Here is a 13,259-nt window from a genome sequence, read left to right on the forward strand (position 1 = left end):
TACAAGGGCGTACGGAACGGAACGCGGCGCCTGCCCTCACCCGACCGGGGGCAGGCGCCGCACTGCCATGTCGTGGAACTCCACCCGGGCGTCCTCGGTGTAGGCGCCCACACCGCCCCGGGTGTAGGGGCGTTCGGCGTCCGCGAACGAGGTCAGGAAGCGCCCGTCGACCGTGACCGTGAGCGTGGCGCCGCGCTGCTCCACCTCGATCCGGTACCAGCGACCGGTGGGGAACGGCGCCGGACCGGTGGCCAGGAAGCGCTGGCCGCCCGGGTACGCCGGGTCGCGCTTGCCCAGCTCCCAGCCGTTCGGCTTGAGGGCGAGGTAGTAGAAGTGCTCCGGGTCGCGGTACGCCCAGACCAGCCACGGCACTTCCCAGGGGTTGGGGCGGGGGGTGCGCAGCTGACGGAGCGTCCGCGTCCGCGCCCCGTACGCCATGTCCCCGTACTCCTCGGTGGAGACCACCAGGCCCGCGTGCGTGACGTCCGGGCGGTCCGCCACGCCCGGCGAGAGCAGCAGCGAGGTGGCGTCCCCGCGGTTGTCGCCGTAGCCGTCGTACACCGACAGCCAGGGCCCGTGCACCGTGCCGTCCGTCCAGCCGGGCCCGGTGCCGCCGCGCCCCTGGCACGCGTACACCACGCCGCCCACCACCAGCAGCAGGGCGAGCACCAGCCCGGTGGACCGCGGGCCCCTCCGCCGCTGGGGACGGAGGGGCCGGAGCACGGAGGACCTCAGGGCGGTGGTCATGCCGCGGGGGAGGGCTCCGGGGCACGGGGCGGCGGGACCGCGGAGGAGAGCGTGGTGGGCACGTCCTCGCCGAAGTCCTCCGCGAGCTGGGCGAGCACGCGTTTCGCCGCCCGCCCGTCGCCGAAGGGATTGCCCGCGGTCGCCATGCGGTGGTACTCCGCCGGGTCGTCCAGCAGCCGGCCCGCGGCCGTCAGGATCGCCTCGGGGTCGGTGCCGATCAGCCGGGCCGCGCCCACCTCCACGGCCTCCGGCCGCTCGGTGGTGGTACGGAGAACCAGCGCGGGCTTGCCGAGGCTGGGCGCCTCCTCCTGGATGCCGCCGGAGTCGGTGAGGACCAGCTCGCAGTCGGCGAGGGTGGCGGCGAAGTCGGGGTAGCCCAGCGGCTCGACGACGTGCACGGCGTGGTGGCCGGACAGTTCGGGCAGCAGGGCCTCGCGCACGGCCGGGCTCTTGTGCAGCGGCAGCAGGATCTCCACGTCCCCGCGCCGGCCGAGCCGGCGCAGCGCGCGGCCCATGGCGCGCATCCGCTCCCCCTGGTTCTCCCGGCGGTGCAGGGTGAGCAGCACCCGGCGGCGGCCGCTGCCCGGGAAGGCGCTGCGGCCGACGCCCTCGCCGAGCACCCACAGCAGGTTGTCGATGACCGTGTTGCCGGTGGTGAACACCTGGGTGTCCGGGGTGCCCTCGGCGAGCAGGTGGGCGGCGGCCCGCGGGGTGGGGGCGAAGTGCCAGCGGGCGATCCGCCCGATCATCCGGCGGTTGAGCTCCTCGGGGAACGGGTTGTCGAGGACGCCGGTGCGCAGGCCCGCCTCGACGTGGGCGACGGGGACGCGTTCGTAGAAGGCGGCCAGCGCCCCGGCCAGCGCGGTCGTGGTGTCGCCCTGGACGATCACCAGGTCCGGGCGGTCGTTCCTGATGACCTCGCCCAGTCCCTCCACCAGACGGGCCGTCAGCTCAGAGAGCTGCTGGCGCTCGCGCATCACGTCGAGCCCGGCCCTGGCCTGCACCTGGAGCAGGTCCAGCATCTGGTGGAGCATCTCGCGGTGCTGTCCGGTGGTGACCACGATCGGCTCGAACAGCTCCGAGGCCGCCATCGCCCGTGCCACGGGGGCCAGTTTGATCACCTCCGGCCGGGTGCCGAGGACGAGCATCGCGCGGATCGTTCCCGTCGTTCCGGGCGATTCGGATGGGTGAGCGGACATGGTTCCCCCCTGGGACGTTGGTGCCGGTGATCGGGACGAGAAGGAGTACGGGCCGTCAGGTGCGCGCGGTCTTCAGCCAGGTGCGCTTGCCGGTGAGCATCCGCCACAGGCCCCACCAGCCGGCGGCGAACCAGATGTAGCCGTAGAGGATGAAGGCGTGCGCCACCAGGACGGAGCGCACCAGCCCGAGCGTGCGCTCGCGCTTGGCGTAGACGAAGCCGTAGACGTAGGCCGCGGTGAAGGAGAGCAGGTACGGACCGAGCAGCCACATCGGCGAGACCAGCGGCCGGCCCTCCTGGAACGAGGCGGCGACGGTGCCGCCGACGGCGACCAGGAAGGACAGCGGCAGCAGCGAGGTGAGCAGGATCAGCACCGGGCTGGACAGGTGGTAGAGCAGGTCCAGGGCCGGGCGGGTGGCGACCTCGCGCAGGATCAGCGGCACCAGGCCGGCGGACTGCAGGTGGCCCTGGAACCACCGCGAGCGCTGCCGCACCAGCCGCCGTACGTCGAGCACGGCCTGCTGGGAGACGGCGGCGGTGGTGCAGTACTGGTTGCGCCAGCCGCGCGCGATCAGCCGGACCCCGAGGTCGAGGTCCTCGGTCAGGCTGTCGCTCCAGGGGCCGTCGCCGCCGAGCGTGTCGAGCGCGGACAGCCGCATGAACTGCCCGTTGCCGCCCATGCCGACGCTGCCCAGGAAGCGCCGGGCGCTCTGGAAGACGTCGCCGTAGACGACGAACTCCATGTCCTGCAGCCGGGCCAGCAGCCCCAGGTGCCGGTTGTACATGCGGACGCCGATCTGGACGGCCCCGGTGGCCGGGTCGTCGAAGTACGGGTCGACGGCCTGGATGGTGTGCGGGTCGAGCCGGCCGTCGGCGTCGACGACGCAGATGATGACGTCCTCGGGGGCGCGGTGGCCGAGCAGTCCTGCGGCCCGCAGGTGGCGCACGCCCGCGTTGAGCGCCGCGCCCTTGCCGCGCCGGGCGTCGGGGAGCCGGCGCCGGTAGAGCCGGACCCGCGAGCTGTCGGCGGCCCGGGCGACCTCGGACGTACGGTCGTCGGAGGCGTCGTCGATGACCAGTGCCACGAAGCTGTCGGCGGGCAGTGAGGTGATCCGGGCCAGGCTCTCGGCGAGGACCTTCTCCTCGTTGAGGCAGGCGAGCAGGAAGACGTAGAAGCGCTGCCGTCCCGGCTGGCGCACCCGGCGGATGTGGCGCCGGGAGAGCAGGAACAGCGTGGTGTTGTAGGTCCCGGCCAGCACGATCAGGGCGGTCGCGGCCCACAACGCGAACTGGCCGGTCATGACCGGCCTCCGGCGGGGCGGCCGGCCGCCGCACGGGCCGAGGGTCGGCGGAGCCAGAGTCTCGCCGCCATCAGACCGAATGCGATCAGGCAATACAGCAGGAAGCCCATTCCTGCCGCTATTTGTAAACCCCTGGCGAACGGAATGCCAGGAACAGCCCTCGAAGCCGTGGCCATACCGGCCAGCGGCAGCATTGTGCCCAGTGCGGGCCTTCCGTACATGAGTGAGTTCCCCCCAATGCGTTCCGGCACGAAAGACGGTCCGGAACTTCAGGGCAGGAAGTTAGCAGATACTTTTTGATGATCATCGCCTGATAGGTGGTGCGTGGGGTCGCGCGCGGGGCGTGCGCCCGTATTGCCGCAGCTCCGGGGTGTGCGCCGAAAGGGAGATTCACCCTTCCGGGGGCATTGGGTTTCCATGCCGGAATGAAAATCGAACGAGAGGCGAATCCGATGATCGTGTTGACAGCGGGCATTGCCGCTCTGAACAATCGGCGACCTGTTCTGAACCGATGCAATGGGGGGAAACATGCAATCCCGCATCAGGAGGCCCGGGAAGTCCCGGGTCTCCGTCATCGTCATGCTCATCTCGGCCCTCTTGGGCGTCGCATTCCTGTCCGCTCCGGCCGGCGGCGCCGCAGGGCGCGGCCCTGCCGGCAAGGGCGACCACCGCCACCGCGGCGAGCTCCTGGGCGGCCGCGCCGGCCTCGGCAAGGTCGACTTCACGGGCTGGGCCACGGCCCAGCGCGCCGCCGACCGGGAGCGGCGCGCCAAGGCCCCGGTCCGCGGGGGCGGTCAGCCGCCACGGGCCGGCCGCGACCTGACCGGCGCGCGCGCCCCGCTGGCGGTCGCGGCCGCCGCCGGCACCACCGCGCTCGTGCTGTACGACACCGCCGGCCCCTACGGGCACCTCGGCGAGCTCTATGCCATGGCCACCGCCAACCTCGCCGGCCACTTCGGGACCGTGACCGCCAAGCCCGTCTCGCAGTACACCGCGGGCATGGTCAACCAGTACACGGCCACCTTCTACATCGGCTCCACCTACTACGGCGGGAGCATCCCCGACGCCGTCCCCGCCGCCTTCTACCAGGACGTGGTCACCACCACGCGTCCTGTGACCTGGCTCGCCGACAACATCTGGTCGCTGGCGAACGCGACCGGGGTCGCGCAGTTCCAGACCAAGTACGGCTGGGACCCCACCGCGTCGTACTTCGAGGCGAACGGCAGCGTCGGCACGATCACGCAGGTGACGTACAAGAACCAGACCCTCACCCGGAAGATCCCGGCCGGCCAGGACGGCGGCGTGCTGCGCCCCGCCATCTCGTCGGGGCCCGGCTACCCGGCGGTGACGCAGCTGGCCACCGCGCGCGACACCAGCACCGGCACCGACTTCCCGTGGGCCGTGCGATCGGGCAACCTCACGTACGTCGGTGAGATCCCCTTCGCCTACGTCTCCGAGAGCGACCGGATCATCGCCTTCGAGGACCTGCTCTTCGACTCCCTCGCCCCCGCCACCGCCGAGCGGCACCGGGCCATGATGCGGCTGGAGGACATCAGCCCCAACTCCGACCCCGCGCAGCTGCGGGCCATCGCCGACTACCTCGCCGCGGAGCAGATCCCCTACGGCATCAACGTCATCCCCGTCTACACGGATCCGAACGGCACCTACAACAACGGCCGGCCGCAGACCGTCACCCTGGTGCAGCGTCCCGAACTGGTCACCACCCTGAAGTACATGCTCCAGCATGGTGCCGTGCTGATGAACCACGGCTACACCCACCAGTACGGGAACACCGCCAACCCCTACAACGGCGTCACCGGCGACGACTTCGAGTTCTACCGGGCCCACGTCGACGCCTCCGACAACGTGGTCTACGACGGCCCGGTCGCCGGGGACTCCGCCCTGTGGGCGCAGACCCGGGTCACCCTGGGCCCGGCCCAGTTCGCCCTCGCGGGGCTGCCGGTGCCCAAGCTGTGGACCACCCCGCACTACGCGGCCTCCGCCACCGACTACAAGGTCTTCGCCCAGAACTACACCGCGCGCCTCGAGCGTTCGCTCTACTTCTCGGGCACCCTCGGCGGCAGCACGGCCGACCCCAACCGCTTCATCGGGCAGTTCTTCCCGTACGTCGTCAAGGACGTGTACGGCACCACCGTGCTCCCCGAGAACATCGGCAACTACGAGCCCGAGGCGTACAACAACCACCCGGCGCGCCTGCCGGCCGACCTGATCGCCTCGGCCAAGGCGAACCTCGCCGTCCGCGACGGCTTCGCCGGCTTCTTCTACCACCCCTACTACCCGGTCCAGCCGCTCAAGGAGACGGTCGAGGGCATCCGCGCCCTCGGCTACACCTTCGTCAGTCCCGCGACCGCCGCGTGACCCTGCTCCGGAGGACCGCCGCCGCCATCGTCGCGGCGGCGGTCCTCGCCCTCACCGCCGGCTGCACCACCGTCGGCGCCCGGCCCGCGGACCGCCCCGACGACCGGCCGCACGAGCGTCCCGGGGCCGCCGCGGGCGACCGCGTCCGCGGCATCGCGCTGCCCTCCTGGGCCGCGGACGACTACGACAGCCCCGCCGCCGGGCGCTACCTGCGCGGCATCGCCGCCACCGGTGCGCGCTGGGTGTCCTTCACCCCCACCTGGTACCAGTCCGGCGTCCACGACACCTCGATGCGCACCACCGAGGAGACCGCGAGCGACGCGAGCCTGCGGCGGATCGTCCGCGAGGCCCATGCCGCCGGCCTGAAGGTGCTGCTCAAACCGCACGTCGACCTGACCGGCGGCGGCGACCGGGCGGGCATCACGCCCACCGACCCCGATGCCTGGTTCCGCGCCTACACGCGCTTCATCACCCACTACGCGGAGCTGGCGGGCGGGCTCGGCGTCGAGCAGTTCTCCGTCGGCACCGAACTGGCCGGCACCTCGCGGGACGGCGGGCGCTGGCGGGCGGTGATCCACGCCGTCCGGGACGTCTACGACGGTCCGCTGGTCTACGCCGCCAACTACGACGAGTACGAGCACGTCCCCTTCTGGGACGCCCTCGACCTGATCGGGGTCGACGCCTACTGGCCGCTGGCCGAGCGCCCCACCGCCGACGTCGGCCGGCTGCGCGCCGCCTGGCGGCCCGTCATCCGGGAGCTGGCCGGCTACTCCGCCCGGCACCACCGCCGCGTGCTGTTCACCGAGGCCGGCTACGTCAGTCAGCGCGGGACGACCACGGCCCCGTACTCCTGGACCGTCAGCAGGCAACCGGGGGAGGCCGAGCAGGCGGCCGCGTACCAGGCGTTGCTCGCCGCCCTGGAAGGGGAGCACTGGTGGGCCGGGGTGTGCTGGTGGATGTGGGACGACTGGCCGGACAGCGGGGCGACCCCGGCCCGGCTCGCGTACAGCCCGCGCGGCAAACCCGCGGAGGAGGTGCTGCGCCGCTGGTGGCGCACATGAGCGTGACAATTCAGGCGAAACGCTGACATTGTGTCGTCATGACGGCTCTCGCACCCGGCGCAACCGAGGACACGACGGACTTCGCCGACGCCGACCGGGGATTCCTCGGTGCCCTGACCCCCGGCCGCGTCACCGACGGCGACGGCCGGGTGGTCTGGGACGGCGACGCGTACTCCTTCCTGCAGGGCCCGTGCCCCGACACGGCGCACCCCGGCCTGTGGCGGCAGAGCCGGCTCGCCTCCCGGCAGGGGCTGTTCGAGGTCGTCGAGGGGATCTACCAGGTGCGCGGCCTGGACCTGTCGAACATGACCCTCGTCGAGGGGGACCGCGGGGTCGTCGTCATCGACCCCCTCCGCTCCGCCGAGTGCGCCGCCGCCGCCCTCGCCCTCTACCGCGAACACCGCGGGGACCGGCCCGTCACCGCCCTCATCTACAGCCACTCGCACGTCGACCACTTCGGCGGCGCCCGCGGTGTCCTGCCGCACGGCCACGACCCGGTGCCCGTCCTGGCCCCGGCCGGCTTCCTGGAGCACGCCGCCGGCGAGAGCGTCGACGCCGGGGTCGCGATGACCCGCCGCGCCGTCTACATGTACGGCTCCGAACTGCCCAAGGGCCCGGCCGGGCAGATCGGCTGCGGCCTCGGCCAGACCGCTTCCACCGGAAGCGTCACCCTGATCCCGCCCACCGTCCTGGTCACCCGCACCGGCCAGGACGAGACGATCGACGGGGTCCGGATCATCTTCCAGCTCACCCCGGGGGCCGAGGCGCCCGCCGAGATGAACTTCCACTTCCCCGCCAAGCGGGTGCTGTGCATGGCGGAGAACGCCACCCACACCATGCACAACGTCCTCACCCTGCGCGGCGCGCAGGTCCGAGACGCCCGGCTGTGGGCGCACTACCTCAACGAGGCCCTCGTCCTGTTCGGCAACGCCTCCGACGTCGTCATCGCCTCCCACCACTGGCCGACCTGGAGCCGCGAGGGCATCCACCGGCTGCTGTCGCACCAGCGCGACCTCTACGCCTACCTCCACGACCAGACCCTGCGGCTGATCAACAGGGGCCTCACCGGCAGCGAGATCGCCGAGGAGCTGACCCTGCCCCCGGCCCTGGAACGGATCCACTGCAACCGCGGCTACTACGGCTCCCTCAGCCACAATGTGAAGGCCGTCTACCAGCGCTACATGGGCTGGTTCGACGGCAACCCGGCCCACCTGTGGCAGCACCCCCCGGCGGAGGAGGCGCGCCGCTACGTGGACTGCCTCGGCGGCACCGACGCCACCGTCGCCAAGGCCAGGGAGTACGCCGAGGCGGGCGACCTGCGCTTCGCCGTCACCCTGCTGGGCCACGCCGTCTTCGCCGACCCCGGGCACGCCGCCGCGGCGGAGGAACTGGCCCTGCTGTACGAACGGCTGGGGCACGGCTGCGAGAACGGCCCCTGGCGCAACTTCTACCTGATGGGCGCCCAGGAACTGCGGCAGGGCGTGACCCGGACCCCCGTCGTCATCGCGAACCCGGAGCTGATGGCCGCCCTGACCGTCGACCAGCTCATCGACTCCCTCGCCATCCGCGTCAACGGCCCCAAGGCCTGGGACGTCCACCTGACCATCGACTGGCGCCTCACCGACGAGCACCGCACCTGGCACCTGACCCTCTCCAACGGCGCCCTCACCTACTTCTCCACCCAGGACGGGCGTCCCGCCGTCCGGCACGCCGACCTGACGCTCACCCTCAGCCGGCCCGAGCTGCACCGGCTCCTCGCGGGCGGCCGCTTCGAGGGCGTCGACCACGAGGGGGACCTGAAGGTGGTCGCGACCCTCGTCGGACTGCTGGACGCCGCCGACCAGGACTTCCCGATCGTCACACCGTGAGGATCCCCCGGCGCGCGCCCGGCGCCATGGTCCACCACCGCACCGTCGAAACGAACGGGATCCGGCTGCACATCGCCGAGCAGGGCGAGGGCCCGCTGGTGCTGCTGCTGCACGGCTTCCCCGAGTGCTGGTACTCCTGGCGCCACCAGTTCGCGCCGCTCGCCGCCGCCGGCTACCGGGTGGTCGCCCCCGACCAGCGCGGCTACGGCCGCAGCGAGCGGCCCGGCGCCGTCGACGCCTACACCGTCCTCGACCTCGTCGGCGACGTCGTCGGGCTCGTGCACGCCCTCGGCGAGAGCCGGGCCGTCGTCGTCGGCCACGACTGGGGCGCCCCCGTCGCCTGGCACACCGCGCTGCTGCGGCCCGACGTCGTCCGCGCCGTAGTGGGCCTCAGCGTCCCGCCGACCTTGCGCAGCGGCGACACTCCGCCGCTGCGGTCCATGCGCGAGCTGTACGACGGGCGGTTCTACTGGAACTACTTCGAGCGGCCCGGTGTCGCCGACGCCGAGTTCGCCGCCGACCCGCGGGCCACCTTCCGTCGTTTCCTGTACGGCGCGTCCGGCGACAACCCCGCCAACGACCCGGTCCCGGCCCAGCCCCTCGTCCCGCCCGGCGGCGGCTTCCTCGACCTCGTCGAGGAGCCCGGGGAACTCCCGGACTGGCTCACCGACGAGGACCTCGACGCCTTCGCCGCCGAGTACGCCGAGGCAGGCTTCACCGGCGGGCTCAACTGGTACCGCAACCTCGACCGCAACTGGCGGCTGACCGCGCCCTGGGCCGGTGCCGCCCTCCAGGTCCCCGCCCTCTACGTCACCGGCGACCGCGACCTCGTCCACGGCTTCCCGGGGATGTCCGAGCTGCTCCCGGTGCTGCGGGAGCTCCACCCCACGCTGCGCGAACCGGTGGTGCTGCCCGGCTGCGGCCACTGGACCCAGCAGGAGCGCCCGGCGCAGGTCAACGCCGTGCTGCTGGACTTCCTGCGGGAGGTCGCGCCGCCCACCGGCTGATCACGTGTCGCACTCCAGCACGGTGCGGCACAGCCCGCACCGTGCCTTCACGCGGCCGCGCACGGGCACCCGGATCCGCTGGTGGCACGTGGGGCAGGAGAAGGAGACCCGCTGGGGGTCGGCGCCCTCGAAGGCGTAGCCCGCGGCCGGGTACGCGCCGCCGCGGCGCCGGTCGTGGGCGTACCGGCGGCGGCCCGCCCAGCCGCAGCCGACCATCGGCGGATGGCGCAGATCGGCCTCGGCGAGCCGCAGCCCGGTCCGGTAGGCCTCCTGTGCCCTCGGGCTGGTGAGCCACGGCTCGATGTCGTCGCCGAAGGCCTGCGCCCGCTTGGCCAGGACGTAGCCGAACTCCTCCGGGGTGAGGTAGCCCAGCTTGGACGCGGCCGTGGTCAGCCGCTCCCCGAGCAGCGCCGGCTCCTCCCGGTAGGAGTCCAGCAGCAGCCAGCCCGCGCCCAGGTAGGTCGTGGCGGTGTCGGTGAGGATCTCGTTGTCCCGCACCCCGGGGTACTCCAGGCCGAGCCGGTGCAGGTAGACGTGCATGACCTCGTGCGCCAGCACCGCCCCCACGTCGCGCCGGTCGTCCCGGAAGCGTGCGTGCAGCTCCACGAAGTACTCGGGCCCGGCGGCCAGTTCCACGTTACCCGCGTGCACCATGTCCCGGAAGCTGACCACCATGCGGGCCTCCGGCAGCCGGAAGTGCTGCACGATGGCCCGGGCCACCCGCTGGGCGCCCAGATGGAGGTCCTCCTCCGCGGGGAACGCCACGGCTTCCGGGCGCACGCTCGCGGGGAAGCGGCTCACCGTGTCGTACGACAGCCGCCGGTACAGCGCGGTGAGGGCGGCCCGGACCTTCTCCAGGTGCGGGAAGCCGTGTTCGATCGGGCTGGACGACGGCTCGGTCACGGCGCCTCCCCGGCGGGTACGACGCTTCGAGCCTACGCGTCGACCCAGGCCGTTGTCGCCGTGCGTTCCGGCCCCGTGCCGCTCGCCGAACCGGCCACCGGCACGCCCAGCGCGGCCAGCCGCTCGGCGGCGGTCGGCGCGGTGCCGCCCTCCGCCTGGTACACGCTGACCAGCAGCCGCCCGCCCGGCTCCACGAGTTCCGCCAGCAGCCTGCGGACCAGGTCGCCCAGCCGGCGCTCGGGCACGCAGTCGGCGAGGGTGTGCACGAAGGTGAACCGGCCGCCGTCGGCGGGCCGCCAGTCCAGCGCGTTGCCCACCGCGATCCGCCCGGCCCACTGCGGCAGCCGGCGCCGGGCCAGCGCCACCAGGCGCGGGGCGAAGTCCACACCGTGGGGCTCGACCACCCGGCCCCGCTCCGCCGCCCACCGCCGCACCGACTCCATCAGCAGCCCGTTGGCGCAGCCGACGTCCAGGAACGTGCCGTCCTTGTGGAGCGCCTCGACCACCATCGAGCGCCGCGCCCGCCACTGCTCCGGCTCCCGGCCGAAGCCCGAACCGCCCTCGGGCGTGGTCGCCCGCAGGTAGGCGGGCTCCAGCAGGCGCAGGTTGTCGGCGAAGTACGAGGCCTCGTCCTGCTCCCGGAAGGAGCGCGCCGCGTCCAGCACCGCACGCCGCTCGGGGCCGTGGGGGAGCAGGCCCGCGATCGTGCCGGCGTCGGCCACGACCAGGTCCGCGTCGGCGGCGTGCGGCCGCCGGCCCCGGTACCGGTCGCCGTCCAGCCAGGCGTAGAGCCGCTGTTGCCCCGCGTCCCAGGCGAAGGGGTGCACCCGCTGCCGGTAGTAGCCGGCGCTCTCCAGCGGCACCCGGGCGGCGGTGTCGAGCATCCAGTCCTCGCCGGGCAGCACCTCACCGGACGGCAGGCGCACCACCCCGTCCGCGCCGCGCACCGCGCCCGCCAGGCCGCCCGGCAGGAACGGCACGAAGGTGACCCGGCGCACCGACGCGGGGTCCGGGTCCTCCTCGACCAATGCGTACGCCGTCCGCCGTGCGTCCATGCCGTTCCCCCTCGGCCGAGTGCGTTCGGGAACACCGTACAAGCGGCCGCCGGCACCGGGCCGCCGCTCACCCCGTGACGGCCGGTCCCGGCGTCTGCCCGTAGCAGAGGCAGAACGGGTGCCCGGCCGGGTCGGCGAAGACCCGGAAGCCGCTGCGCTCGCCGCCGCTGTCGTGCAGGAAGGCGGCGCCCAGCGCGACGACCTCCTGGTGGGCGCGCTCCACGTCGGCGCGGGTGGGGACGTCGAAGTCCAGGTGGAACTGCTGGGGGTGCTCCGGATCGGGCCAGCGCGGCGGCCGGTGGAAGGGCACCTCCTGGAAGGCGATCCGGGTGCCGTCCGGGGCCGTCAGGGTCACCCACGAGGGGTCCGCGGTGTCCAGGGCCCAGCCGAGGATCCCCTGGTAGAAGGTGCCCAGCGCGGCCGGGTCCGGGCAGTCGATCACGGTGCACTGCAAGGTGGCGATCATCCGCCGAGCCTGCCCGGCCTCCTCCTCGGGACGCAAGGCCCGCCCACGGGACCATACTTTCGGCTGATACGGAACCGGTCGGCCGGGGGAGGCCCCGGCACCCCCGGGCTCCGTACGGTGGGACCCGTGGCCGGCCGCCCGTCGCCCGGCGGCCGGCCACGGCATCCGTACCGCCGTCGCCCGAAGGACCCCCACCACCCATGTCCGCCGCCTGTGCCGCCTCCGCCGTGACCTCCTCCGCCGTGACCGCCCGGATCGCCACCGCCCGGATCGCCGCCGCCGTCGCCTGCCGCGCGGTGCTCGCGTCGGTGCTCGCGGTGTCCGCGGTCCTCGCGGTGTGCGTGGCCAGGGCGGCCGGGGTCCCCGGCACCCTGGGCGGCCCCGGGCCGGCGCTGACCGGCGCGTTCCTGCTGGGAGCCGGCGTCTGCGGCGTCCTGTACGCCGTCCGCCCGAGGTGAGGGGGCGATGAGGATGACGCACCGTCGCATCAACGTCCTCGCCCTCGTCCTCCTCGCCGTCGCCGCCGCCGCGACCACCTGGGCGGTCACCCGCGCGGGGCAGGGCGCCGCCGCCGTGGTCCACGGCAGCACGCCCGTCCGCGCCTCCGACCCGGCCGGGCACACCCCGGTGCGCATCGACATCCCCGGCGCCGACGTGCACGCCCGCGTCGTCGACCTCGGGATCACCGACGACGGCACCCTCCAGACCCCCGCGACCGAGCAGGGCCGCTACGCCGGCTGGTACGACCGCAGCGCCGCCCCCGGCGACACCGGCACCTCGGTGATCGTCGGCCACGACGACGGCGGGCGCGGCCGCGCGGTCTTCCACGACCTGCACGCCGTGCGCCGCGCCGACACCGTCGTCGTCACCCGCCGTGACGGCAGCCGCGCCCGCTTCACCGTCACACGGATCGAGCACGTCCCCCGGCGCTCCTTCCCCTCCCAGGACCTGCGCACGGACGGCGGCGTACCCACCCTGCGGCTCGTCACCTGCGCGGGCGACCGGCACGACGGCCACCGGCCCGCCGGGGCGCTGGTCGTGCACGCGACCGCCGTCCGCGCCTCCTGAGTGGCGCTGCGGGCCCGGGTACCCCTCCCACCGCCCCGGTTGCCGCGGCATTTCCGGCGGAGGATCGTGAAGAGCGGGGCTGTCCTCGCGTCGGATGCCGGAGTCGAGCGCCCTCGCCGGCGCGGGCCGCCCGGTTCCGCGCCGCCTCGGGCGCCGCCCGGCGGACCCCGGGTCATCCCCCGTCAGCCGGGCCGCCTCGGGCACCC

The 13,259-nt window shown here is 73.6% G+C and carries 12 protein-coding genes; 6 read left to right on the forward strand and 6 right to left on the reverse strand.

Translation table 11 applies throughout. The annotated features are described in order from the left end of the window. Positions 1-36: 36 nt before the first annotated feature. The 3 genes from ACFV3E_RS02015 to ACFV3E_RS02025 are packed head-to-tail and all read right to left on the reverse strand — an operon-like array spanning position 37 to position 3,246. The gene (locus tag ACFV3E_RS02015; RefSeq protein ID WP_500532930.1) at positions 37-747 is read right to left on the reverse strand and encodes a calcium-binding protein; all 711 of its coding nucleotides are present in this window, start codon (positions 745-747) and stop codon (positions 37-39) included. Continuing rightward, on the reverse strand, positions 744-1,946 hold the full coding sequence (gene wecB / locus ACFV3E_RS02020; RefSeq protein WP_500532931.1) for a non-hydrolyzing UDP-N-acetylglucosamine 2-epimerase: 1,203 nt from the start codon (positions 1,944-1,946) through the stop codon (positions 744-746). The genes ACFV3E_RS02015 and wecB overlap by 4 nt, the downstream gene beginning before the upstream one ends. A 55-nt stretch (positions 1,947-2,001) precedes the next feature. Further along, positions 2,002-3,246: a glycosyltransferase family 2 protein gene (locus tag ACFV3E_RS02025; RefSeq protein WP_500532932.1), complete on the reverse strand. Its 1,245-nt coding sequence runs from the start codon at positions 3,244-3,246 to the stop codon at positions 2,002-2,004. Positions 3,247-3,774: 528 nt separating this feature from the next. Between ACFV3E_RS02025 and ACFV3E_RS02030 the strand changes: the two genes are divergently transcribed. From ACFV3E_RS02030 to ACFV3E_RS02045, 4 genes are read left to right on the forward strand one after another with little or no spacing between them, the layout of a single operon-like run. Next, complete coding sequence (locus tag ACFV3E_RS02030; RefSeq protein WP_500532933.1) at positions 3,775-5,625, forward strand: DUF2334 domain-containing protein; 1,851 nt, start codon at positions 3,775-3,777, stop codon at positions 5,623-5,625. Next, on the forward strand, positions 5,622-6,686 hold the full coding sequence (locus ACFV3E_RS02035) for a glycoside hydrolase family 113 (protein ID WP_500532934.1): 1,065 nt from the start codon (positions 5,622-5,624) through the stop codon (positions 6,684-6,686). The genes ACFV3E_RS02030 and ACFV3E_RS02035 overlap by 4 nt, the downstream gene beginning before the upstream one ends. Positions 6,687-6,724: 38 nt before the next feature. Next, positions 6,725-8,554 carry an alkyl/aryl-sulfatase gene (locus tag ACFV3E_RS02040; protein ID WP_500532935.1) on the forward strand — a complete coding sequence of 610 codons (1,830 nt, stop codon included), beginning with the start codon at positions 6,725-6,727 and terminating at the stop codon, positions 8,552-8,554. 26 nt (positions 8,555-8,580) lie between these two features. Next, positions 8,581-9,561, forward strand: coding sequence for an alpha/beta fold hydrolase (locus ACFV3E_RS02045; protein WP_500532994.1), 981 nt, complete (start codon positions 8,581-8,583; stop codon positions 9,559-9,561). Here ACFV3E_RS02045 and ACFV3E_RS02050 read toward each other — a convergent pair whose 3' ends face one another. The 3 genes from ACFV3E_RS02050 to ACFV3E_RS02060 form a co-directional block, all read right to left on the reverse strand. Beyond that, the gene (locus tag ACFV3E_RS02050; protein ID WP_499511295.1) at positions 9,562-10,464 is read right to left on the reverse strand and encodes a hypothetical protein; all 903 of its coding nucleotides are present in this window, start codon (positions 10,462-10,464) and stop codon (positions 9,562-9,564) included. Positions 10,465-10,496: 32 nt separating this feature from the next. Continuing rightward, positions 10,497-11,519: a class I SAM-dependent methyltransferase gene (locus ACFV3E_RS02055; protein ID WP_500532936.1), complete on the reverse strand. Its 1,023-nt coding sequence runs from the start codon at positions 11,517-11,519 to the stop codon at positions 10,497-10,499. Positions 11,520-11,586: 67 nt separating this feature from the next. Then, positions 11,587-11,985, reverse strand: a complete 399-nt coding sequence (locus tag ACFV3E_RS02060; RefSeq protein WP_500532937.1) for a VOC family protein — start codon at positions 11,983-11,985, stop codon at positions 11,587-11,589. A gap of 200 nt (positions 11,986-12,185) precedes the next feature. Between ACFV3E_RS02060 and ACFV3E_RS02065 the strand changes: the two genes are divergently transcribed. Beyond that, positions 12,186-12,443 carry a hypothetical protein gene (locus ACFV3E_RS02065; protein ID WP_500532938.1) on the forward strand — a complete coding sequence of 86 codons (258 nt, stop codon included), beginning with the start codon at positions 12,186-12,188 and terminating at the stop codon, positions 12,441-12,443. 7 nt (positions 12,444-12,450) lie between these two features. After that, on the forward strand, positions 12,451-13,053 hold the full coding sequence (locus tag ACFV3E_RS02070; protein WP_500532939.1) for a sortase domain-containing protein: 603 nt from the start codon (positions 12,451-12,453) through the stop codon (positions 13,051-13,053). Positions 13,054-13,259 lie beyond the last annotated feature (206 nt).

It is taken from the genome of Streptomyces sp. NPDC059718 (assembly GCF_042733315.1).
GTDB lineage: Bacteria > Actinomycetota > Actinomycetes > Streptomycetales > Streptomycetaceae > Actinacidiphila.